At 37.1% G+C, this 23,644-nt stretch carries 28 protein-coding genes and 1 riboswitch; of the genes, 22 read left to right on the top strand and 6 right to left on the bottom strand.

Translation table 11 applies throughout. The annotated features are described in order from the left end of the window. Position 1: 1 nt before the first annotated feature. From ffh to IGI58_RS16675, 5 genes are all read left to right on the top strand, one after another. The gene (gene ffh / locus IGI58_RS16695) at positions 2–1,420 is read left to right on the top strand and encodes a signal recognition particle protein (protein WP_429952530.1); all 1,419 of its coding nucleotides are present in this window, start codon (positions 2–4) and stop codon (positions 1,418–1,420) included. Positions 1,421–1,720: 300 nt separating this feature from the next. Continuing rightward, positions 1,721–2,422 carry a GNAT family N-acetyltransferase gene (locus IGI58_RS16690; RefSeq protein WP_429952531.1) on the top strand — a complete coding sequence of 234 codons (702 nt, stop codon included), beginning with the start codon at positions 1,721–1,723 and terminating at the stop codon, positions 2,420–2,422. 223 nt (positions 2,423–2,645) lie between these two features. Beyond that, positions 2,646–2,921: a 30S ribosomal protein S16 gene (rpsP, locus tag IGI58_RS16685; protein ID WP_010761445.1), complete on the top strand. Its 276-nt coding sequence runs from the start codon at positions 2,646–2,648 to the stop codon at positions 2,919–2,921. A gap of 11 nt (positions 2,922–2,932) precedes the next feature. Beyond that, on the top strand, positions 2,933–3,178 hold the full coding sequence (locus IGI58_RS16680; protein WP_087640017.1) for a KH domain-containing protein: 246 nt from the start codon (positions 2,933–2,935) through the stop codon (positions 3,176–3,178). Positions 3,179–3,289: 111 nt separating this feature from the next. Continuing rightward, entirely contained in the window at positions 3,290–3,832 is a 543-nt protein-coding gene (locus IGI58_RS16675; protein ID WP_429952532.1) for a TIGR01440 family protein, read from the top strand. Between the two features lie 79 nt (positions 3,833–3,911). On the opposite strand, the gene IGI58_RS16670 is transcribed toward IGI58_RS16675, so the two are convergent. Further along, positions 3,912–4,250, bottom strand: coding sequence for a hypothetical protein (locus IGI58_RS16670; protein ID WP_087640019.1), 339 nt, complete (start codon positions 4,248–4,250; stop codon positions 3,912–3,914). Further along, complete coding sequence (locus IGI58_RS16665; protein ID WP_225534003.1) at positions 4,228–5,562, bottom strand: DUF1576 domain-containing protein; 1,335 nt, start codon at positions 5,560–5,562, stop codon at positions 4,228–4,230. Before IGI58_RS16665 ends, IGI58_RS16670 begins: the two co-directional genes overlap by 23 nt. A 213-nt stretch (positions 5,563–5,775) precedes the next feature. Here IGI58_RS16665 and IGI58_RS16660 point away from each other — a divergent pair, with 213 nt between their 5' ends. Beyond that, the gene (locus tag IGI58_RS16660) at positions 5,776–6,303 is read left to right on the top strand and encodes a TetR/AcrR family transcriptional regulator (RefSeq protein ID WP_087640021.1); all 528 of its coding nucleotides are present in this window, start codon (positions 5,776–5,778) and stop codon (positions 6,301–6,303) included. A gap of 135 nt (positions 6,304–6,438) precedes the next feature. Next, positions 6,439–6,810, top strand: a complete 372-nt coding sequence (locus tag IGI58_RS16655; protein WP_087640022.1) for a YxeA family protein — start codon at positions 6,439–6,441, stop codon at positions 6,808–6,810. A 46-nt stretch (positions 6,811–6,856) separates the two neighbouring features. Here IGI58_RS16655 and IGI58_RS16650 read toward each other — a convergent pair whose 3' ends face one another. Next, on the bottom strand, positions 6,857–7,369 hold the full coding sequence (locus IGI58_RS16650) for a shikimate kinase (protein WP_429952533.1): 513 nt from the start codon (positions 7,367–7,369) through the stop codon (positions 6,857–6,859). 72 nt (positions 7,370–7,441) lie between these two features. Beyond that, positions 7,442–8,188, bottom strand: a complete 747-nt coding sequence (locus tag IGI58_RS16645) for a peptidylprolyl isomerase (RefSeq protein ID WP_429952534.1) — start codon at positions 8,186–8,188, stop codon at positions 7,442–7,444. A 177-nt stretch (positions 8,189–8,365) separates the two neighbouring features. Between IGI58_RS16645 and IGI58_RS16640 the strand changes: the two genes are divergently transcribed. From IGI58_RS16640 to IGI58_RS16595, 10 genes are all read left to right on the top strand, one after another. After that, positions 8,366–9,460, top strand: a complete 1,095-nt coding sequence (locus IGI58_RS16640) for a DUF871 domain-containing protein (RefSeq protein WP_429952535.1) — start codon at positions 8,366–8,368, stop codon at positions 9,458–9,460. Positions 9,461–9,709: 249 nt separating this feature from the next. Next, positions 9,710–10,339 (top strand): NUDIX hydrolase N-terminal domain-containing protein, encoded by a 630-nt coding sequence (locus tag IGI58_RS16635; protein WP_225533998.1) that lies wholly within the window; start codon positions 9,710–9,712, stop codon positions 10,337–10,339. A gap of 118 nt (positions 10,340–10,457) precedes the next feature. Next, positions 10,458–11,390 (top strand): alpha/beta hydrolase, encoded by a 933-nt coding sequence (locus tag IGI58_RS16630; protein WP_429952537.1) that lies wholly within the window; start codon positions 10,458–10,460, stop codon positions 11,388–11,390. 161 nt (positions 11,391–11,551) lie between these two features. Further along, complete coding sequence (gene xerD, locus IGI58_RS16625) at positions 11,552–12,442, top strand: site-specific tyrosine recombinase XerD (RefSeq protein ID WP_087640028.1); 891 nt, start codon at positions 11,552–11,554, stop codon at positions 12,440–12,442. A gap of 34 nt (positions 12,443–12,476) precedes the next feature. Then, positions 12,477–12,839 (top strand): GNAT family N-acetyltransferase, encoded by a 363-nt coding sequence (locus IGI58_RS16620; protein WP_087640029.1) that lies wholly within the window; start codon positions 12,477–12,479, stop codon positions 12,837–12,839. Positions 12,840–12,883: 44 nt separating this feature from the next. Next, a complete protein-coding gene (locus tag IGI58_RS16615; RefSeq protein WP_429955260.1) occupies positions 12,884–13,663 on the top strand; it encodes a segregation/condensation protein A in 780 nt (259 codons plus the stop codon). Beyond that, complete coding sequence (gene scpB / locus IGI58_RS16610; RefSeq protein ID WP_429952539.1) at positions 13,660–14,274, top strand: SMC-Scp complex subunit ScpB; 615 nt, start codon at positions 13,660–13,662, stop codon at positions 14,272–14,274. Before IGI58_RS16615 ends, scpB begins: the two co-directional genes overlap by 4 nt. Beyond that, the gene (locus IGI58_RS16605) at positions 14,275–14,991 is read left to right on the top strand and encodes a pseudouridine synthase (RefSeq protein ID WP_429952540.1); all 717 of its coding nucleotides are present in this window, start codon (positions 14,275–14,277) and stop codon (positions 14,989–14,991) included. It abuts the gene before it with no gap. Between the two features lie 252 nt (positions 14,992–15,243). Further along, positions 15,244–15,368: riboswitch (FMN riboswitch) on the top strand. Between the two features lie 350 nt (positions 15,369–15,718). Continuing rightward, positions 15,719–16,327 (top strand): ECF transporter S component, encoded by a 609-nt coding sequence (locus IGI58_RS16600; RefSeq protein ID WP_225533996.1) that lies wholly within the window; start codon positions 15,719–15,721, stop codon positions 16,325–16,327. Between the two features lie 117 nt (positions 16,328–16,444). After that, positions 16,445–17,170, top strand: a complete 726-nt coding sequence (locus IGI58_RS16595) for an alpha/beta hydrolase (protein WP_429952541.1) — start codon at positions 16,445–16,447, stop codon at positions 17,168–17,170. A 57-nt stretch (positions 17,171–17,227) separates the two neighbouring features. Here the strand turns inward: IGI58_RS16595 and IGI58_RS16590 are convergent, their stop codons facing one another. Continuing rightward, positions 17,228–17,440 (bottom strand): ferredoxin, encoded by a 213-nt coding sequence (locus IGI58_RS16590; RefSeq protein ID WP_087640035.1) that lies wholly within the window; start codon positions 17,438–17,440, stop codon positions 17,228–17,230. 39 nt (positions 17,441–17,479) lie between these two features. On the opposite strand from IGI58_RS16590, the gene IGI58_RS16585 reads away from it, so the two are divergent. From IGI58_RS16585 to rpsA, 5 genes are all read left to right on the top strand, one after another. Continuing rightward, positions 17,480–18,514, top strand: a complete 1,035-nt coding sequence (locus IGI58_RS16585) for a helix-turn-helix domain-containing protein (protein WP_429952542.1) — start codon at positions 17,480–17,482, stop codon at positions 18,512–18,514. Beyond that, entirely contained in the window at positions 18,511–19,947 is a 1,437-nt protein-coding gene (locus tag IGI58_RS16580) for a RecQ family ATP-dependent DNA helicase (protein ID WP_429952543.1), read from the top strand. The genes IGI58_RS16585 and IGI58_RS16580 overlap by 4 nt, the downstream gene beginning before the upstream one ends. 79 nt (positions 19,948–20,026) lie before the next feature. Continuing rightward, positions 20,027–20,560 carry an SAG1386/EF1546 family surface-associated protein gene (locus tag IGI58_RS16575; protein WP_429952544.1) on the top strand — a complete coding sequence of 178 codons (534 nt, stop codon included), beginning with the start codon at positions 20,027–20,029 and terminating at the stop codon, positions 20,558–20,560. A 119-nt stretch (positions 20,561–20,679) separates the two neighbouring features. Next, positions 20,680–21,348, top strand: a complete 669-nt coding sequence (gene cmk / locus IGI58_RS16570; protein ID WP_429952545.1) for a (d)CMP kinase — start codon at positions 20,680–20,682, stop codon at positions 21,346–21,348. Positions 21,349–21,539: 191 nt separating this feature from the next. Next, entirely contained in the window at positions 21,540–22,751 is a 1,212-nt protein-coding gene (gene rpsA / locus IGI58_RS16565) for a 30S ribosomal protein S1 (RefSeq protein WP_087640040.1), read from the top strand. A 113-nt stretch (positions 22,752–22,864) separates the two neighbouring features. On the opposite strand, the gene IGI58_RS16560 is transcribed toward rpsA, so the two are convergent. Continuing rightward, entirely contained in the window at positions 22,865–23,641 is a 777-nt protein-coding gene (locus tag IGI58_RS16560) for a helix-turn-helix domain-containing protein (protein WP_429952546.1), read from the bottom strand. Positions 23,642–23,644: the final 3 nt, after the last annotated feature.

Raw genomic sequence — 23,644 nt, 5'->3', positions numbered from 1 at the left:
TATGGCTTTTGAAAGTTTAACAGACCGCTTACAACAGGCAATGAGTAAATTACGTCGCAAAGGGAAAGTCTCCGAAGCAGATGTAAAAGAAATGATGAGAGAAATTCGTCTTGCGTTATTAGAAGCAGACGTAAATTTACAAGTAGTAAAAGACTTTACAAAGCGTGTACGGGAACGTGCCGTTGGTGTAGAGGTCTTAGCAAGTTTATCACCTGCCCAACAAATCGTTAAAATCGTAGATGAAGAATTGACTGCAACGTTAGGTTCTGAAACGGTGGGACTGAATAAATCCGAACGAATTCCAACAGTCATTATGATGGCTGGTTTACAAGGGGCCGGTAAAACGACCTTCGGCGGTAAATTAGCAAATCACTTGATCAAAACAGAAAAAGCGCGGCCCTTAATGATCGCAGCCGATGTTTATCGTCCAGCGGCGATCGATCAATTGAAAGTCTTAGGTCAGCAATTAGATGTACCTGTCTTTGATATGGGAACAGATACTGATCCTGTTGAGATCGTCCGTCAAGGGATGGCCTTAGCCAAAGAGCAGAAAAATGACTACGTCTTGATCGATACAGCAGGACGTCTTCATGTTGATGAAGCGCTCATGGATGAATTGAAACAAATCAAAGCAGTCGCTGAACCAGATGAAATTTTACTTGTTGTTGATGCAATGACAGGACAGGATGCGGTGAATGTTGCAGAGAGCTTCAATCAGCAGCTAGGTATCACTGGTGTCGTAATCACAAAATTGGATGGGGATACGCGTGGTGGTGCGGCGCTTTCTATACGTGCTGTTACAGGTGCACCAATCAAATTTATTGGGTCAGGTGAAAAATTAACTGATCTAGAAATTTTCCATCCAGATCGTATGTCCAGCCGTATATTAGGCATGGGAGACATGCTGACGCTGATCGAAAAAGCACAGCAGGATTATGATGAGAAAAAAGCTGAAGAACTTGCAACAAAGATGAAAGAAAACAGCTTTGATTTCAATGACTTTATCGAGCAATTAGATCAAGTCATGGGAATGGGACCGATTGAAGATCTTTTAAAAATGATCCCTGGCATGAGTCAAATGCCTGGTCTTGAAAATGTCAAAGTAGATCCTAAAGATGTTGCACGTAAAAAGGCAATGGTGCTTTCAATGACACCAGCAGAGCGAGAAAATCCTGATTTACTGAATCCAAGTAGACGCAGAAGGATTGCCGCAGGTTCTGGGAACAGTGTTGTTGAGGTCAACCGAATGATCAAACAGTTCAAAGAATCTAAGAAAATGATGCAGCAAATGTCTAAAGGTAATATGGATATCCCTGGTATGGATCAAATGCTGGGTGGCGGTATCAAAGGAAAACTTGGGAAAATGGCAATGAACCGAATGGTCAAGAAAAACAAAAAGAAGAAAAAGAAGAAAAAATAATTTAACAGTAAGCTCATTAAAAAAACTACCTGATTTTTTCAAAGTTGGGTAGTTTTTTTGTATTTTGATTTGCTGAACTGACGCTTGTCTCTATTTTAGTATAGAGTAGATCAAAATAGGATTGCTGTTTCGTTCAAATTAAGCTACAATTCAGTAAAAAAACATGAAGGTGAGGAACTCGATATTAATCTTAGTATAAAGCAACAGCTCAGTGAAACGGAGTTAAGCCAGATCAAGCTGTTAAAAGCTAGAAATCAACAATTACTTGGTGTGGAATATAAGTTAGACTTAAGTTTTTTTATGGAATCGACGGAGAAAGTCCAGCATCTGTTGCTCTGGAAAGATGAAGAGCTTTTGGGCTATACAGCGTTAAGCGGCTATGACCCTGAGGAGTTAGAGGTAACTATGATTGCAACGACTAATGAAGCAATTGCTCCTATGCATGAAGCCGCACGCATCTTTGCTCAGAAAAAAAAGTTTGTACGGTTATTATGGATCGTTGACCAAAGAGATAACTTGATTGTATCTTTCATCAAAGAAATGAAACTTTATAGCCACTCTTTCTCAGAATATGCGATGTTATTCGATAGTAAGACAGAAATCCATTCAGAAGAGTGTTCATTAGTATCAGCTGAAAAAGCTGATGCCAGTAAAATCGCACAGCTGGATGGAGAATCAGAGTTTGAGAAGATTCAGCCGATTGATGAAATCGATTTGGCTAAAACTCTTGTGCTTAAAGAAGGGAAAGAACTCATAGCCAGTATTCGACTCGAAAAAAATCAAGAAGAGTGTGGAATTTATGGCTTTGTTGTTCGAACTGACCAACGCGGAAAAGGAATCGGTCGTAAAATTTTAACAACGATTGTTTCACAGTTAAAAAGAGAAGGCTACTCACAAATTTATTTAGAAGTTGAGTCAACGAATGCAGCTGCTATGGGCCTCTATCAGTCGATCGGCTTCAAGCAAAAAGCATGCTTCGACTATTACGTTTCAGTGTTTTAAAAAATCAGTCTGGTTCTTCTCAAGAGAAAATCGCCAGACTGATTTTTGAAGCAAATAATTGCCCCTGCCAAGGTAATAGTAGTATATCATAAAAAGATGAAAACCTGTATAGATCAATAGAATGAAGCAATTTTAAGGGTGTCAAGAAAAAACTCTTTACAGCACACTTGAAATCTGTTAAACTAACATTTGTGATTAAGTTAATGGAGGTGTAATAGATAAAATGTCAGTAAAAATTCGTTTAAAACGTATGGGTTCTAAAAAGAGTCCTTTTTACCGTATCGTAGTCGCTGATTCTCGTTCTCCACGTGATGGACGTTTCATCGAAACTGTTGGGACTTACAATCCTTTGAAAGATCCTGCAGAAGTAGTTTTAAAAGAAGATTTAGTTTTAGACTGGTTGTCTAAAGGTGCTCAACCTTCAGATACAGTTCGTAACATCCTTTCAAAAGAAGGCGTTATGAAAAAACACCACGAAGCTAAATTAGAAAAGAAATAAGGTGACCGATTATGGCAGATGTGAAAGAGTTAGTTTTAACTATCGTTCGTCCATTAGTCAGTCAACCTGAGATGGTTAAATTGGAAGTAGAAGAGTCTGATGCTTTTCTAGAATATAATTTAACTGTATCACCTGAAGATATTGGTCGTATTATTGGTAAACAAGGCCGTGTTGCTAAAGCAATCCGTACGATTGTTTACAGTGTACGCGTGGATGGACCTAAGAAAGTTCGTTTAAATATCGTAGATGGTAAATAAGATCAAGGTCGTGAAAGGTAACTCATTGAGTTATTTTTCACGATTTTTTTTGACTAAAGAATAAATCTTGTGCATAATGAACAAAATGAATAAGAACGGGAGGCGTGAGTGATGAATGAACGAAATAGCTATCAGGAACAGTTAACGACAGGGATACAAGAATATTTTGAAAAAACGTCATTCAAAGCTGGAGACATTTTTGTTTTAGGGTGCAGTAGCAGCGAAATACTTGGTGGCGTGATCGGTCAAAATTCTAGACTTGATGTTGGTGAAGGGATCGTTTCGACTCTAAAAGAGCATCTGGATAAAAAAGGGGTATACCTTGCTGTACAAGGATGTGAACACATCAATCGGGCATTGGTCATTGAAAAAGAAGTTGCTGAAGCACATGATTTTGAAATCGTGTCTGTTGTTCCTGCCCTTCATGCAGGCGGCGCAGCTGCTGTTGCAGCCTTTCAATTATTTACTGATCCAGTCGTGGTAGAAAAAATCGTTGCTAGAGGGGGAATCGATATAGGAGATACGGCTATCGGTATGCATGTGAAACATGTACAGATCCCAATCAGAACAACTATCAAGGAAATTGGTGAAGCACATACGACTTTTTTGTATAGTCGACCGAAATTGATTGGCGGAGCTCGTGCTGTGTATTAAAAAAATGTACTCGGGTTGTAACTCTAAGAGTTATGTCCCAGTACATTTTTTAATATACTTTTATATCAAGCTTTTACGATCATTTTTTTCTAAAAACCTTAATATCGAAAATAGGAGAGTCAAAATTGATTTCGGCCTCGTCAATCATTAAACCTAGTAAATGATAATCTTCTTCTTCATGATGGGTGATGCCCAGCAGCTCATCATAATAGCTTTCAATACTCAAATCTCTTGGTGTATTCAACAATTCCAATAAGTTCAAAACACCTTCTGGTTCGTCTTTGGTTTGTCCTTGCATTTCTATATAAAAACCTTCAGATGTAAAATCGAGTCCAATTCGGATGTCCTCAATATCATTTGAAAAAAAATAAGTGAGAAGCTCATCTATAATACGCTTAGCTTTTTCTCTTTCTTGCATGTTGTTTCACCTTTCTGATTTGTAAAATATTATCTAGTAATGGTACCATGACAGCCGCAACAAAACCAGTAGAAAATCCGTTATTATAAAGATTTAATCCACCATGAAGGTAACTCACATTAGTAACCAATGACATATGCAGGAAACCGGCAGCAAGACCATAGTGAAAACCATAATATCCAGCGATCGGCGCCAACCCAGTGGCAAAAATTCCAGCTAGAGCTACAGTTGTCTGATCGACAGCAAAAACAGATGATAATTGTGCAGTGAAAAAGACACTGATAAGCAAGGGGAGACTATTTAATGGATGATTACCAAAAGCACTGAAGCCGACTGCTGATAGGATAGCACCAACAATGGGGCCATTAAGAGTACAATGACTAAACTGAGTATAACCGATCAGGAGCAACCCCATAAAAGCCATATTCATCATTGTTGCACCAATTCCTGAGATAAATGTAAAATCAGTAATCAATTTCCCGGAGGTGCGACTGATCTCCTTGATCCCTTTAAAGGAAAAGTGGTTAATGATAAACCCTACAATAAATATCAGAAAAAATAAAAATAACATAAAAAATAGTAATTGATTATGATAATCGTCAGATACAACGTTTTTTCCTTCGATGCTCACGCCGAACATTCTAAGTACACCAGTAAACATCATAGCGATCAATCCAGAAGTGAATCCAACATTATATAAAGAAAATCCTTGATGGAAAGTTAGAACATGAGAAGCGAGCGGCGGCAAGATCAAACCGATAAAAATACCGATAATGCAGCCTAATGGCAAAGAAAACATCAAAGGGATCGATAAGCCAAAAGTGAAAAAGCTAATGATCGGTGACAATGCACTGCCGAATAAACTAACGACAATAAATTGAGAAAAGGGCTTTTTAACAATTTTAGCATAACAAATTCCACCAATGATAATTGGAATAGAATTATACATATTTTTTCCAAAAAAAGAACACCCCGATACAGTGAACAACGCAGCTATCATAGCACCATTGATAGGGATTTTTTCTTTCTTAGCAATCAGTACACTAAATAAGGTGAGTAAACCACTATTAACAAAGGCACTGCCGAAGCTACCTAAAGCAATGTAATCAGTAAGTAAATTACTAGGAGAAGTTAAAATCCGAAGCATGCCTCCTAAAAGTGTATTGAAAGATTCACTACTCAGCCCGATCAAGATCAGGAGTAGACAGTAGCCGATCAAAAGGTAATAATTTCTGTTTTGAATGATTTCTTTCTCTGTTTTTTTATCAGTATGTAAAAAAAATGGCTGACGCGAATGCTGATCGCTGGACATGAAGACTACCTCCGTTATCAATTGATAAGTTTACTATATCCTGTCAAACTCTGATTGGTCAATCTTATTTCGTATTTCGTTTGAAAATTATCATATTTTTCCACCATATCTATAATTATTGAGAAAATAAACACTTAAAACAGTGTAAAATGTAATAATAATAAATGGAATTTAAATAAATATTTAAAGAAGCATAGGTATGGAGGGATTTTTTTGGTTAGGAAAAAAGTATATAAAAAGCAACATATTTTAGCTGCTGCCTCTGATTTACTAGAAAAAAAAAGTTTTTCTGCAATAACTGCAAGAAATGTAGCTGAGCACATGGGAATCTCAACTCAGCCGATCTACTTGGAGTTCAAAAATATGGAAGATTTAAAATTGACGCTGCTACAAACAATTTATAAATCTCTGGAGAAAGACTATTTTTCGACAATTCAATCGGACGATTTTTTAATCAACTTCGTTTTGAATTACATTGAATTTGCTAAGACAAAGAGAAATTTATTTATCGTTCTATTTGTTGAGCATCATTCATATGGCCAACAAATCAATCAGTTGACTTTGGACTTATTCACTAAAAGTTTAAAAGGAGACGAACGTTATACAGCGATTTCACCAGAAAATTTAAACAAGTTATTTATCAAAGTCTGGGTCATTGCGACTGGATTGGCCTCGTTAAGTACTTCTGGAATCATGAGCTTGAAAAAAGAAGAAATCATCGCTATTTTCAAAAATAATTGAACAGAGTGTTTATCTACTGCTGGTCTTAGAAAAAAGTAGGTCGAAGGTTGGAAAGAAAATTCATTAATTTGTCTGATTTCATTTTTTATATTTATTGTTAAAGTAGTTTTATCAAATAAATTTGGAGGAACAAAAATGAAATTAGTCAAAACGATCGGAATTTTTCTTTTACTTGGAGCAGCTGCTCTTTTTGGAGCTAAAGCATACACGCAAAATCAGTCTGGCGAGCTTCCAGGTGTATTGGATCAATTGAATCCATTGGTTACAGAAGGTGAAGTCTACGTGAAGACTAAAGAAGCCAATGAAGTCATTGAACACGGTATTGCGGTATATAAACAAGAAGCAGTAGATAAAGAAGGCAAAAAACGAGCGATCACCTTCACTGCAGATCATGAATTGATCCAAGATCGCTATTTAAAAATTTATAATAAGGGTGCCCATGTTGAAACTTATGAAGAAGTAACAAAAGACCAAGTACCGCAACAAGCACTAGATAAAATAGGTTAAAAAAGAATAGACAAAATACATTATGATGGGGATATGACGTAACTAGTTATGTCTCAATCATTTTTTTGTATGCAGAATAAGCGTTTCGGCCTTTTAAAATATGCAGTTTAGCAGGACTTGTTGCAATCAATTGCTGCAGTTCCAATTTATTTTTTGTTTCATAGTGATGATTCCACACAAACATCATTTTTAGCAAGTTTATCGTTGGAGTGTAATTTGCTTGTTCTAGCTGCAACTTTTGCTTGATGAAGCGCTTCAGAATACGATATAGGCGTATAGGATAAGGTGGGAGTAAAAGTAAAACACTATCCGCTTGAATCAATGCATCTTGAATCCAGGATTGAGTGGTAGTCCCTTCAATGATCCATTCTGGATAGTTTAAAATATCTTGTAATAGTTGTGCAGATTTCTCTTTAGAAAAGCGTTGATCTCCTTGTGGTGTTCGTTGCCAAATAAGATTGTCAAGTTCATATAGTGGAACTTTTTGTTCTTTGGCTAATTCTCTGGCAAATGTAGTTTTCCCGCTACCGACAGGACCCGCAATAACTATTTTCATCATACGTACCTCCTAATTAAGAACAATAAAGAAACCGAAGCATAACACAAGGTCATGTCCGGTTTCATTTTATCATTATTTAGCTTCTTGTAAAATGTTGATTTTCTCGATACGGATATCTTTTTTCGGTTTGTCACTTTCGTCTGTTTCGGCTGAAGCGATCTTATCGACAACGTCCATTCCTTTGGTCACTTGACCAAAAACGGTATGCTTTCCATCTAAGAATGGTGTTCCGCCTTTTTTATAAGCGTCAATGATTTTTTGTGGGTAGTCATCTTTCAATAGTCCATCAGAAACATCTTGATCATTTTGGACGATAAAGAATTGGCTGCCGTTTGTTCCGTTGCCATCAGCATCTGTACCAGCATTTGCCATAGATAGTGCACCGCGAATGTTGTATAGTTGGTTGCTGAATTCATCATCAAATGAATCGCCCCAGATACTTTCTCCGCCAGTCCCATCACCTTTAGGATCGCCGCCTTGGATCATGAAATCTTTGATCACACGGTGAAAAGTAACATTGTCATAATAACCGTCTTTTGCATGAGTCATAAAGTTTTCAACTGTTTTTGGTGCTTGTTTTGGAAAAAGCTTGATTTCGATCGTGCCTTCTGTTGTGACCATTTCAACTAAATCTTCATCTTCACTAACTTTTTCTGATAGTTGAGGTAATTCTAAAGCATTCAGGTCAACGGATTCAGATGTTTTTGTTTCTGGGCTTGAAGATGAATCTGCTTTGTTTTCAGTTTTAGATCCACATGCTGTAAAGAACACTAATGATGCTAGGAGTGTAGCAGCAGCAATGAATTTTTTGGTTTTCATAAGGTTAATTCTTCCTTTCAAAAATAGTTTACATTTCATGATAACAAATGATCGATATAACTGCTAGTCAAAATAGATTTTTTTTAAAATTTAGGAAAGGTGTAGACCACTTTTCTTCATTCTGCTATAATGAAAATGGATACATTATAATCAATAAAACTCTTAGGGGGCAGCACAATGGGAAAATTAGGCATTTCGATTTATCCAGAACGTTCAACTTTTGAAAAGGACAAAGAATATTTAGACTTAGCGCATAAATATGGATTCAAACGTGTATTTACCAGCTTGCTTCAAATTACAGAAAATAAAGAAAAAGTATTAGCAGAATTTAAAAAAGTCGCAGACTACGCAAATAGTCTGGGCATGGAAGTTATGGTAGATATCAATCCTGCTTTATTTGAACAATTAGAGATTTCTTATGATGATTTATCATTCTTCAATGAAATGGGCGCTTATGGTGTACGTTTAGATATCGGTTTTACTGGAGCGGAAGAAGCAAAAATGACCCGTAACCCTTATGGAATCAAAATAGAAATCAATATGAGTACCGGTACAAGTTATGTTGATAATATCATGAGCTATTCACCCAACACAGAGAATTTATTAGGTTCACATAATTTTTATCCGCATCGCTATTCAGGTTTAAGTTATGATCATTTTGTTTTTTGTTCTGAGAAATTCAGAAAATATAATTTAAATACAATGGCCTTTGTGAATTCACATGACGCAACGTTTGGTCCGTGGCCGACACAAGACGGCTTGTGTTCGCTAGAAGATCATCGTGATCTTGAAATTGCTACACAAGTAAAACATCTTGTTTTAACGGGCTTGATCGATGATATTTTAGTAGGGAACGCTTATGCTTCAGAAGCTGAATTAAAAGCAATGGCAGAGGCCTTCAATGCCGAATATCCATCTGTAAAAGTAGATGTTGCAGCCGATATTTCAGATGATGAAAAAGAAGTTTTATTTACTAGCCTGCACAGTTACCGCGGTGATCGCTCAGAATATATTTTACGTTCTACGATGACCCGTATCCACTTCAAAGATCGTGAATTTCCAGCGCATAATACGATCGACATGACTAAAGGTGATGTTTTGATCGACAATGTGGGTTATGGTCAATATAAAGGAGAAACACAAATTGCGCTGAAGCCAATGAAAAACGATGGTCGGGTAAATGTGGTTGGCCGTATCTCTGATGACGAACTATTTTTATTAGATTTTCTAAAACCATGGTCAAGTTTTAAATTGATCGAAAACAAAAAATAATTGAAAAATAATGAGATTGAGACAGAAGAGTTGAGCTTATTTTCTGGGCCTTCAAGTCTTAGTGCTTCAGCAGTTACAATTTGGCTAGCCGGTATGGTCGAAGCTTAGTATTTACTTTTGTTTTCACTGTTTATTCATTTTTAAAGGAACTGGGTCGTAACTTGTAGAGTTATGTCTCAGTCCTTTTTTTGTTCACTCTGCGTAAATAGCCATTCCTTTTGGTATAATAGGTAAAATGAGGTGGTAGTATTGGAGAAGGAATTAAGTATTTTATTGTCGAAGCTTCAAGGGATCGCACAGACTGGTAAACAGTTTGGCAAAGATATTTTTGATCAAGAACGATACGAGGAACTCTCGATCGTTGCTAAAGAACTCACTCACTTACTATATCCGGAGTTATCTGAACAAGAACTTATGATATTTTTCGACAAAGATGAAGGGTATGCGACGCCCAAAGTCGATATTCGAGCAGTTGTTTTCAATCAAGAAGGCAAATTATTGTTGGTTAAAGAAAAAAGTGATGATTCTTGGGCTTTACCGGGTGGTTGGGCTGATATCGGGTATTCTCCAAAGGAAGTTGCGGAAAAAGAAGTTCTCGAAGAGACAGGACTAAAAGTCAAAGCGGAACGACTAATAGCAGTTTTAGATAAAGCCAAACATGAATACCCGCCATCATTGACCTATGTGTATAAATTTTTTATACGATGTCAGCCAGCTAGTCAAAAAATCAAGCCGGGTATTGAAACAAGTGCTGCAGCTTTTTTTACACTTGAAGAAATTTACTCACTGAAACTTTCTGAAGCGCGAACGATCAAACAAAATTATGAGATGCTTTTTCATGATTACCAGCATGAAAAAAATGAAATGATTTGTGATTAAGATTGCGAAAAAGAGAATAAAACTTTATACTATTTAAGGATTTAAAAAGTGAATAATACGTTGAGAGAAATGGTGATTCTCAATGATAAAGCACTATTATGAAGTAAGGGGTCAGTAAATGAAAAAAATAGTAAAGATATTGATTGCCGTTTTTGTGGTCATCACGATCATCTTGATCGGCGCAGGGCTGTACTTCTATAATTACGCAGTGGTTCCCTCTGAAAAAGATTTTTTAGCAGGAGATACTCCAGGCACTAATATAGAGGCAAAAAGTCCAGAAGAACAGTGGTTCAAAGATGATCAAAACCGTTCTTATTGGTCAATAAAATCGGAAGATGGATTAAAGCTTCATGCCATCTATTTGCCAGCGGATGAAAAAACGGATAAAAATGTGATTATGGCTCATGGTTACATGGGAACCGCAGAAACAATGGCGAAGTTTGCAAAAATGTATCACGACTGGGGATATAATGTTTTAGTTCCTGATGCTCGCGGACATGGTGAAAGTGAAGGAGAATATATCGGCTTTGGCTGGCCGGAACGTAAAGATTATCTTAACTGGATCGACCAAATGATCGATAAAAATGGAGAAAATGCACAAATCACATTATATGGGATTAGTATGGGTGGCGCGACAGTCATGATGACAAGTGGTGAAAAATTGCCTCAAAATGTTAAGGCGATCGTTGAAGATTGTGGCTATTCTTCAGTCAATGAAGAATTGACTTATCAATTGAAAGACATGTTTAATTTACCGGCCTTTCCGTTGATTCCAGTAACAAGTATGATCACTAAAATTCGTGCAGGCTATTTCTTTGGTGAAGCAAGTTCTGTTGCACAATTGAAAAAAAATAAAACACCGATGCTATTTATTCATGGTGATGCTGATACATTTGTCCCATTTGAAATGCTGGATGAGGTGTATAATGCAACTGACGCACCAAAAGAGAAATATGTTGTTGAAGGCGCTGAACACGCCAAGGCTTATTCTATTGATTCAAAAGCCTACAAGGAAGAGGTCAATAAATTTCTAAATCAATACGTGGATTAACAAGAACTTAAATCCTTAAGTGGCTGAGATATGACTTTGATGAGTTATATTTCAGTCATTTTTAAAGTGTTAGAGAGAAGAAGCTATGCTTTTTTCTTGTGGAGACTAGTCAGAGGTCAGCATTCTTTGATATGATAATAAAAAGAAATGAGGTAAAATGAATGGAAGAACAAATAACCGATTATTTGCACTACCTGCAAATCGAACGCGGGCTTTCCCTTAACACACGAAAAAGCTATGAACGCGACTTACATAAATATAATGCCTTTTTGAAAGAACAACAACTAGACTCTTGGCAATCAGTTGACCGATACATAATTATGGAATATTTACAATCCTTGAGTAATGACAGTAATTCTTCTGCTACGATCATTCGTATGATCTCGACTTTGAGAGGGTTTCATCAATTTTTGAGACAGGAACGCCTGACAGATCATGATCCGATGCAGCATATCGATTCGCCGAAAAAAGCGCAAAAACTACCTAGTACTCTTTCGATAGAGGAAGTTACGGCTTTGATCGAAACGCCGGATACAACAAAACCATTAGGCATCAGAAATCGTACGATCCTAGAAGTGATGTATGCTACAGGATTACGTGTGAGTGAGCTTGTAGATTTAAAAATTGGCGATCTACATTTATCGATCGGTTTATTACAAACGATTGGTAAAGGAGACAAAGAACGTATCATTCCTTTAGGGGATTATGCGATACAATGGATCGAAAAGTACTTAGAAGAAGCCCGTCCTATGTTAACTAAAAAAAATCCCAATGAAACACATCTATTTGTAAATCATCATGGCAAGCCGCTTTCTCGTCAGGGAGTTTGGAAAAACTTGAAGCAGATCGTCCAAGAAGCGGGGATCGATAAAAATATCACACCGCATACCTTAAGACATAGTTTTGCTACTCATTTGTTGGAAAATGGCGCAGATTTACGTATCGTCCAGGAACTACTTGGGCATGCGGATATTTCAACTACTCAGATATACACTCATATCACAAAACAGCGAATGGCAGATGTTTATAAACAGCATTTTCCAAGAGCCTGATCAAAGTAGGTACTCTACAGAGGAAGGTGAGATCATGTTAACGTATTATAGAAAAGAACAGCGGAAAATAGCTATGGGTTTGTTGAGTTTCCACCAAAAACTGACAGAATATCGTTCGTTGTTGAAAGAAATCGATATGTATGAAAATGACGAAAATCTTCATTTACTTCTTTGGACACCGGATGGAGAACAGAATATCCAAGGAATCATAGGGATCGAGTTAGAAGATTCTGTTGGGATAGTCGTTCATGATATTTCGATCACGCCTTCTTTTCGTGGCGAAAAACTTGGCTTTGAGCTTTTGAACGAAGTGCTGGAGCGATATCCAGAGCTGAAATTATACGGCACTGCTGCCACTTCTGCTTATTTATCTAAATGGAAAGAACACAATGAATAAATTTTATGGTAAACTAGAGAGTCGAAAAAGAAAGTTGGATGATCTTGCAAGAAATGAATGTAAAGTTAGATGTATTTGAAGGACCGCTTGATCTTCTTTTACATTTAATCAAGAAACTTGAAATTGATATTTACGATATTCCGATTGCTGCTGTAACAGAACAATATATGAATTATATTCACACGATGAAAACCTTGGAACTGGAAGTGGCTGGAGAATATATCGTTATGGCAGCAACATTGATGGCTATCAAAAGTAAAATGCTGTTGCCGAAACAAGAGTTGGAAGTGACAGATGATGATGAGCTTTTAACTGGTGAAGATCCGCGGGATGCACTTGTTGCCCAATTGTTGGAATATCGTAAATTTAAATATGCAGCAGGACTTTTACATGAAAAAGAGTCTGAACGAAGTCTTTATTTTACGAAAGAGCCAATGGATGTCGATGAATATAAGGAAGACAATCCTTTGCTGGAACCCAATCAATTAAATACGATCGATTTATTTTTGGCTTTTCATGCAATGCTTGAAAAGAAAAAAAATCGACAGCCTGTAAAAACGACAGTGGCTGGAGATGATGTGTCGATCGAAGAAAAAATAACTGCGATCTCACAAAAGATGGCTCAAATCGATCGGCAAACACCAGTGAATTTTGAAGATTTTTTTACATCCCATTCAAAACAGGAGATCGTCACAACTTTCATGGCATTATTAGAGTTGATGAAAAAAGGGTCGATCCATGTTGAGCAAGAAGAAAATTACAGCACGATTTTGCTATACAATACAGCAAATGAGATCGAATCTAGTACGGAGGAAACAGCGTGACCACAATTAGTCAAATCGAAGCGATTCTATTCGTTGTTGGTGAAGAAGGAATCGGACTGGAAGAATTATCGTATTTATTAGAACTTTCTACAGCGAAAACTTACGAAGCACTGACTGCATTAAAAGAGCGCTATGAAGCAGATGATCAATCTGCATTGAATATATTAGAAGTTGGCAATCATTTTGTCTTATCAACAAAAAAAATCTTTGCGCCATTGTTGAAAAAATATGCGCAATCACCGATTTCAAATGCTTTATCACAAGCTGCATTAGAAACATTGTCGATCGTAGCATATAAACAACCAATTTCAAGGGTAGAGGTTGACGAGATCCGAGGAGTTCAGTCAGCAGGTTCCATGCAAAAATTGGTTGCACGTCAATTAATAGAAGAAAAAGGGCGAGTAGACGGCCCGGGGCGTGCAATTTTATATGGGACGACTGCCTATTTCATGGATTATTTTGGTTTAAAATCATTAGAAGAGTTGCCGGATATTCAGCAAATGGAAGAAGAAATCGCTGAAGAATTGCCATTAGATCTCTTTTTTGACCGCTATAAAGAATTAAATGAAGAAGAACAAACGGAGATCAACGAATCGGAGGAAGAAAGCTAAATGGAGAGACTTCAAAAAGTAATTGCTCATGCCGGCATCACATCCCGCAGAAAAGCAGAAGAATATATTGTGAGTGGTCGAGTCAAAGTAAATGGAAAAATCGTACGTGAACTTGGAACACAAGTTGGGAAAAGTGATCTAGTAGAAGTCGATAATGTGCCGATCTATAAAGAAGAGTACGGTTATTATTTGTTCTATAAGCCTAAAGGAGTGATCTCAGCAGTATCAGATGATAAGGGAAGGAAAGTCGTTACTGACTACTTTACTCATATCAAAGAACGCATCTATCCAGTCGGTCGATTGGATTATGACACATCAGGATTGCTGTTATTGACAAATGATGGTGAATTTTCACAACGTTTGACACATCCGAGCCATGAGGTAGATAAAGTATATGTAGCAAAGGTCAAAGGCTTAGCTAAAAAGCATGATTTTCTTCCCTTAACAAAAGGAATCAAAATCGACGGCTATAAAACTGCGCCAGCAGCTTTTCAAATCATTTCTGTTGATTTAAAGACAAATACAAGTATTGTCGAATTGACGATCCATGAAGGGCGTAACCACCAAGTGAAAAATATGCTCCAAGCAGTTGGTTATCCAGTTCAAAAACTTAAAAGAGAAAAATACGGTGATTTAACATTAAAAGGACTTCGTCCGGGTGAGTACCGTTCGTTGAATAAAAAAGAAATCAGCGTGTTGATGAACCAGTCAAAATAAAGAGAGAAGGAGTGCGGGACAAAACTAAAAAATGGTTTTGCTTCGCACTCTAAAACGTTATAAAAGGTGGAAGCAGAAGCAACTGTTTTGGTCCCCTCAGTTAATGTATACAGTTTCATAATTATTCAAAAAACAATGTGAAGCTAGCAAATTTTGTCTGAATAGATGAAAAGTTATGTGATAATATGAACATAAAGATTGATTTTTCTCAAAAAGGTTGTATACTGTAGTTGTACTAAAAAATTAATAAAGGTTCGTCTTCAGGGGCAGGGTGAAATTCCCGACCGGTGGTTATAGTCCACGACCTACTTCTTTTGAAGTAGTTGAATTGGTGAAAATCCAATACCGACAGTAAAGTCTGGATAAAGAAGATAGGGCTTATTTGAATTGGCATTTTTCAAATAAGATAACTCTACTCTATTTTCCCTGTTGGAAAATAGAGTTTTTTTGCTGTGAATCACTACGCTAGGCTTCGATCTCATCAACTTCTAAAAGTTAAAGTACCTAAAATTAATTAGAAGTAGATGATGTTATTTATGGTCTATGACCGTGTAAGATCAGGTATGATGCTTAGCAGAAGTTGTTACCGTTTTGAGTCACTTAAGTTTTTTTGGTCTTATAATTGGAAGGTCATCAAGCGCTGCTCACAGTTAAACGAGAATCTTAGTTGAAAGTGTTGGTTTAGAAAAGTTCATTTGAAGATGGGTCCTTAACAGGAGGATTTCATATGCGAAACAACAAGGTACAAAAAATGGTAAGTGTAGCAATGCTAGCAGCAATCGGGGTGGTATTACAGTTCGTGGCTTTTCCAATCATGCCTGCATTCAGTTTCTTGAAAATCGATTTTAGTGATATTCCAGTCATGATCAGCATGTTCTTATTTGGACCGCTGGCAGGAATCAGTACAGCTTTTATTAGATCTGCTCTGCATTTGTTTACAACGGGAATATCGCCGCAAAATTTTGTTGGAGATGCTACAAGCTTTTTGGCAAGCACAATGTTCACCTTGCCGATGTATTACTTTTTTAAACGAGGAAGCCACAAAACAACAAATAAAGTATTCGGTGTGGTAACGGGAATTCTTAGTCTGACTATATTCATGTGTGTGGCTAACTACTTTGTGATTACACCAATTTATTTGAAGCTGTTCGGTCTGTCGGCTGGAGAATTCTTAGGAATGTCTTTAGCGAAATACGTAACGATCGGTATTCTTCCATTCAATTTAATCAAAGGAGCTATCGTGAGTGCTGTTTTCTTAGTCCTTCACGCCAAGTTATTACCATGGCTTTCTAGGAAACAACATCAGTTAGGAAATAAAAAACCAATAATGAAATAATGTATAGATGAAAGAATCGGGGAGCATCCTCGATTCTTTTTTATTTGAAAACAAAATTATCTGCTAATGTGCTTCTTTCTGATAAAATATAAAGGAAAAGAAAGGGGCGAATCTAAATTGAAAAAATGGCAAAAACGCTTGCTTTGGATAGCAGGAGTGATTGTTGCGCTGCTGTTGATCGGTCTGTTTTATCTTAAAACGATCACCTATACGCCAACTACCTCAGCGATCGAAAGTGCTGAAAAAGCCAAAAATGAAAATGGGACTCTAGTATTTAGAGGTGATCCAGAAAAACCATCAGTGATTTTTTATCAAGGTGCTTTAGTAGAAAATACTAGTTACAGCTTGTGGGCTGAACAAGTTGCTGAAGCTGGATACTCAGTTTATTTAGTGAAACAACCGTTAAATCTAGCAGTATTAGGACAAAACAAGGCAGAAGCAGTGATCCAAAAGAACCAGTTGAGCAATTATGTGATCGGAGGACATTCTTTGGGTGGTGTCATGGCTAGTCGTTTCGCAGCAGACCAAGAGAAACAAGCTGCTCCTAAAGGTGTTTTTTTTCTTGCAAGTTACCCAGATGAAAAAGGAAGTTTAGCGAAATTTACAGGACCGGTTTTATCGTTGACGGGTTCAGAAGATGGCGTATTGAACTGGACAGCTTATGATGAGTCAAAAAGATATTTACCGAAACAGACGCTTTATGAAAAAATAAGCGGAGGGAATCACGCAGGTTTTGGAAGCTATGGCGAACAAAAAGGGGATCATCCTGCATCGATCGATAACGAAGAACAACAACATGAAATAGCTGAGCATTTAATAAACTGGCTAAAGAATATAAAGTAAAAAAATAGAGAATAACAGAATCGGAGGCGATATATGGCATCCATTTTCTGTTATTCTTTATTTTTCAGTGATCTCTATTGCACGGACAGGACATTTGCGGTACGCTGTTAAGACATTAGACTGTTCATTTTCACTGATCATTTCCTGTTGGGCAGAATGATCATGATTTAAGAGTACGATCCCATCATCGTCATAATCGAAAATTTCAGGCGCATAGATTTGACATAGCCCGCAGGCAATACATTTATCTGGAATTATTTTACATAACATAGTGACACATCCTATTCTAGCATTTAAAGAGGTGAAACAATGGAGCCGCACTTTATTTTAACGTTATTTCAGCACGGATACAAGGTTCGAACATCGACATTATATCACCTTTTAAAAGGAAAGCGAACAAGCTCCGTTTTAGTCTATGGTTTTCTTTATGAAAATCTTCGTTTTTTTCAACTGTGTCCAGAATTGTCGGAACAGGAATTCAACAAGCAGATACACACGTTGAACGAAGCTCAATTATTGGTAACAGATTTAACGGGAGAAGTTCAGATAACAACGCAAGGAAAACGATTATTATCAGAAAGCGATCAATCGATTCATTGGTTGGATAATTATCGCTTTGGCAAAACAGACGAAGAAATCTGGCGTTTTTTGCAATTTTTAGTACAAGTGACTTCTCATTTATCTTATGGAGATAAAGAATATATCCCGCTCGAGCAATCACCGTTTTATCAAGCTTTCTTAAAACGCAGAATCGCATCCGTTTCAAAAAAAGAATTGATTCAAACGATGAAAGCCGAATGGCATTTTTTACTATCACGTTTATCAAAAAGCGAAGCTGATTATTTTGCCCAGCAATTTTCTGGTTATCAGCAAATCGGCAAGATCGCCGCTCAAATACTGCAGAAAGAATCAACTCCATTTGAACAGCTTCTAATAAAAAAAGATCGGCTGCACCATTTACTCTATGAGATTGAAAATATGCCGGAAGAAACGTTTTTAAAACAATCGATTCAACCCTTTATAACAAAAAATGATAATCAGAGTATGAATCAAACAAAAAGCTACTTACATCAAGAGACTTCAATCGAAGCAATTGCACAACAAAGAGGGATGAAAAAAAGTACGATTCAAGATCATTTACTGGAACTTGCTTTAACAGAAGAGATCCCTTTTGAACACTATATTTCAAAGGAAACTTATCGATTTTTGGACCAGCTTTCCAGCCCATGTCCACAATGGATCTATCGTTCCTTAAAACAAGAAAATGAGAAACTTGATTATTTTGAATATCGGTTATATCAAATTGAAAAACTAAAAAAAGAAAGAGCTGATAAATTGCCATGATTGATCTAGAGCAGTTTTTACATGATAAATTTGGCTTTTCTACATTTAAACCAGGACAAAAAGAAGTGATCCAGCAATTGCTGGATAAAAAAGATACGTTGGCTGTTTTGCCGACAGGGACAGGGAAATCACTTTGTTATCAAATGATCGGAAAACTTACTGAAGGATTGGTTATTATCGTATCGCCTTTGCTATCTTTGATGGAAGATCAAGTGATTCAATTACAAAAGCAAGGAGAAACAAGAGGGATAGCATTAAATAGCAGCTTGAACTTTTTTGAAAAACAATATGTATTGGCTCATTTGAGTCAATACAACTATATTTTTGTCAGTCCTGAAACATTGCTGCAAAAAGATGTTCGGACAAAGCTTGCTCAAGAGACCGTGTCACTATTTGTTGTAGATGAAGCGCACTGTGTTGCTCAATGGGGGGTCGATTTTAGACCAGAGTACACGAAACTTGCTCAAATTCAGCAAGAATGTGGTTTTCCTTTAACACTAGCACTAACGGCTACCGCAACACCAGCAGTCAAGGAGGAAATCATCGCTCAATTGTTTTCTCACAGCCGAGAAGTGTCGCAAATCGTATACTCTGTCAATCGGCCGAATATTGGACTCATGGTCGATCAAACGACGGAAAAAGAAGAACAGCTGATTTCTTATCTGATGCAATTGAAACAAAAAGGGATCATTTATTGTGCGACCAGAAAAACAGCCGAAGCACTTGACCGTCTTATCAAAGAACAAACGAACTTGAAAACAGCGTATTATCATGGCGGCTTGACTCCTGTTGAACGCAGCTTACTGCAGCAGCAGTTTGTCCACAATCAACTAGATGTCTTATGTGCGACGAATGCTTTTGGAATGGGCATCGATAAACCAGATGTTCGTTTTGTCATTCATTATGACTGTCCGGATAGTTTAGAAAATTATGTTCAGGAAATCGGTCGCGCGGGGCGAGATGGACTGGAAAGTATTGCGATCTTACTTTATCAAAAAGGCGATGAATCGATCCATTATTATTTTCAATCTGAAAGTCGGATGGATCGTGAAATCCTACATGCATTGATATCTTCACTTTCTGAAAATGAACTGGCAGATTTAGAATTGAGTGAGATCCAACAAAAATGGATTCAAGGGTTTCTGGATCAAGAATATACAATTGAAGAGTTGGAACAAAGATTATTAAGAAAAGAGAAAGAACGTCAACAACAATTGAGAATTATGTTAAACTATATCCAGCATTCAAACTGCCGACGTCGATTCATTCAACAGTATTTCTCAGAGGAAGTAGAAGAAAATCATCAAAGATTCTGCTGTGATAATTGCGACTTATCCTTTGACAGTTATCAAGCACAAATAGTACAATCACCAGAAGAAAACGAAATCCTCGATCGGTGGGAGGACATTTTGATAAGATTATTTAAAGAATGAAAATAATCTTTTTTTAGACTGCAGCATAGAAAAAGCTGTGGTATAATAGCAAAAGAGAATTTTTAGGAGGAACAGATACGTGAGTAAACGAGATAAGAAAAATGGTGTACGCGAACCATGGGAGCAGTCAATTTATGATACAGAAAAGGGTGCGGGAGGTTCTCGTTCAGAAAAGCGTCAACAAAAGAAAGGAAACACAGTTTTTCTAACGATTTTAGTTATCTTATTACTATTGATCATTTCACTTCCAGTAGGAACTTACCTTTATGTAATGAGAGATAAAAAGCCTGATGCAAGTAAACAAGCGAGTCAGCCGTCATCGTCAGTTGTCGTTCAATCGTCAACTAAAAACAGCACGACACAACCTTCGTCATCAAGTGAATCTCAACAGCAGTCTACTTCATCATCAGAAGGTGAAACAGATCCAAATGGTGTAACAACACCATCATCAAGTCAAACAGAGGCTGATAGTGATTATACAGAAGTACTTTCAGGAGAAGGACCTCAACAAGTAGCTGAAAGAAACGGCATTTCTCTTGAAGAATTACTACAATTAAATGGAATGACTAGCGATGCAATGTTACAACCAGGTCAACGACTACGTGTAAAATAATAAAAAATAAAGCAGCAGGAAATGTCCCAATGTTTTCTGCTGTTATTAAGGGTCTGAAGCAAAACAGTGATCGTTTTGTACCAGACTCTTTTACTATGTGATAAACAAGGGAGCGCATTATGAAAAAGATTAGTATTGCAATCGATGGTCCGGCTTCATCCGGCAAAAGTACTGTAGCAAAGATTTTAGCTAAAAAACTAAATTATATATACTGTGATACAGGTGCGATGTATCGTGCATTGACCTATTTAGCGATCCAAAAGAATATTGATTTTGAAGATGAAACGGGTTTAGTCAAATTATGTTTGGAGCATACGATTTCATTTAAGCAAACTGATAAAGAGCAATTAGTTTTTGTCGACAACAATGAAGTAACGGAAGCAATTAGACAGCCGGATGTTACAAACGCTGTCTCGATCGTTGCGAAACATAAAGAAGTTCGAGAAAAAATGGTCGAACTGCAACAAGCGATCGGTCAAGCTGGAGGAGTAGTGATGGATGGCCGAGACATCGGTACAGCAGTCTTGCCAGATGCGGAAGTCAAGATCTTTTTGGTTGCCAGTGTTTCAGAACGGGCAGAAAGACGTTATAAAGAAAATCAGGAAAAAGGAATCACAACAGATTTTGAAACATTGAAAAAAGAAATCGAGCAGCGTGATCACCTTGATTCAACTCGAGCTGTGTCACCTTTAAAGCAAGCGGAAGATGCAGTGAAGATCGATACGACAGGTTTAACTATAGAAGAGGTCGTAGCAGCGATTGAGCAAGTTATTTTAGCAGCTAGTTAAATGCTACTTTCACCTTTACAAATCAGATAAGGATATAGTTTCTTTGTCTTTAAGCAAGAAAATTTCTTCTTCTCTGAAAGAAAAAAAAGAAAATGAGAGAAATCGCTTTATTTTTTCTGGAAAATCCCGTACTATTAAGGGAGTAGGTCAGTTTTTTACGAATTTTTGGTGGCATAGGAGGATTAGTATTCATGACAGAAGACAAACAAATGGAAAACAGCAATGAAACAATGGAAGATGTAATGAACAGCGTCCAAGAAGTAAACGTTGGCGACATCGTTAAGGGTGAAGTACTTGCCGTTGAGGACAAACAAGTGATTGTTGGTATTGAAGGCGCCGGTGTTGAAGGCGTAGTTCCCGCAAAAGAGTTATCTACGACTCAAGTAGAAGATATCAATGAATTAGTTAAAGTCGGTGACATATTAGATTTAGTAGTCATCACATCAATCGGTAAAGATAAAGAAAATGGCAGTTATTTACTTTCAAAACGCCGTTTAGATGCTAAAAAAGTTTGGGAAGAGATCGAGCAAGATTTCCAAGCCGGAAAAATCATCGAAGCACCTGTTACAAATGTTGTAAAAGGCGGTTTAGTTGTTGATGTTGGTGTACGTGGATTTGTTCCTGCATCAATGGTTGAAGATCATTTTGTAGATGATTTCTCTGAATACAAAGGGAAGACGTTGACGTTCAAAATCATTGAAATCGAACCTTCAGAAAATCGTTTGATTTTATCTCATAAAGCTGTTGTTGAAGCTGAAAAGGAATCGAAGAAAAAAGATATTCTAGCAACATTGCATGATGGTGATATCGTGGATGGTAAAGTTGCTCGTTTAACTGATTTCGGTGCATTTATCGATTTAGGCGGTATTGACGGATTGGTTCACGTATCAGAAATCGCTCATCAGCATGTCGGTAAACCAAGCGATGTTTTATCAGTTGGAGATGATGTGAAAGTCAAGATCCTTTCGATCAATCCAGATGAAGAGCGTGTTTCATTATCTATCAAAGAAACATTGGCAGGACCGTGGGAAGATATCGAAAATAAAGCAGCTGTCGGCTCTGTTCTTGACGGAGTTGTTAAGCGTTTAACTAGCTTTGGTGCATTTGTTGAAGTTTTCCCTGGCGTGGAAGGCTTAGTGCATATCTCTCAAATTTCGCATAAACATATTGCAACTCCTCATGAAGTACTGCAAGAAGGCGATGCGATCCAAGTAAAAGTATTAGAAGTCAATCCTGAAGAACATCGTATTGCTCTAAGTATTAAGGCATTAGAAGCAAAACCAGAATCTAAAGAAGAACCAAAAGATGTTGAAGATTATGAACTTCCAGAAGAAAATACTGGATTCACAATGGGTGATATCTTAGGTGATGCATTAAAAGGTCAGGACACAGACTCAGAATAATTTTTCAGTCTGAAGGTAGAGTATAAATGCTCGGTCTGATTTTTATCACCGTTTATCAAGAATAAAAATCCACGATAAAACTGTTTTCTAGTTTTATCGTGGATTTTTTTTGTTCATTGATAAATAATTCTTAAATCAGCTGGGGTATGTTCCCCATGATACTGTTTACGAAATTGATGAGGCGATTGTCCCACTTTTTTCTTGAATAATTTACTGAAATATGTTGAGTCTATATAACCGACTGTTCCTGAAATTTCAGTAATAGGCTCCTCTGTTTTCATCAATAGCTGTTTCGCTTTTTCAATCCGATAAGCAGTTAAATAATCAATGAAATTCATTCCGACAGCTTCTTTAAAGAAGCGACTGACATAGTGACGATTTAGGTGCATGATGTCAGCTAAGGTGGTCAAGTTGATCTCCTCATTATAGTGTTCGTGAATATAATCTAAGATAGTATTGATTTGTTCTTTAGCTAAAACAGTTGGTTTATTATTTAATACATCCATGAGTGAAACTTGATTTAAGGATCTGACACAACGGTCGATTGCAACTTTCAATTCATCAAAATCAACGGGTGTAAGTAAATAGTCGATGACTCCACAGCGCAGAGCCTGATGAAGGCTTTGAAAGCTCTCGTGTTCAGTCAAAATGATCACTTTGATATTCGGCAAAGTTTGAACTATTTTTCGTTTCACAATAAATCCGTCGATGTCCAAATGGTCAATCGAAATCAACAAAATCTCAGGTAAAAATTCTTCTGTGATTTTTAGTGCTTCTACTTCAGTTGTAGCTGGAGGTAGGATTTTTATATTCATGAAAGAATCGTTGATCGATTGTTGAAGCATCGATTGTTCCTGTAGATCATCACTGACAATCAATAGTCGGCACATAAA

Origin of the sequence: Enterococcus sp. AZ020 (genome assembly GCF_050499205.1) — a bacterium.
Lineage (GTDB): Bacteria > Bacillota > Bacilli > Lactobacillales > Enterococcaceae > Enterococcus_L > Enterococcus_L dunnyi.
This window is presented reverse-complemented; position numbering and strand designations above follow the sequence as displayed.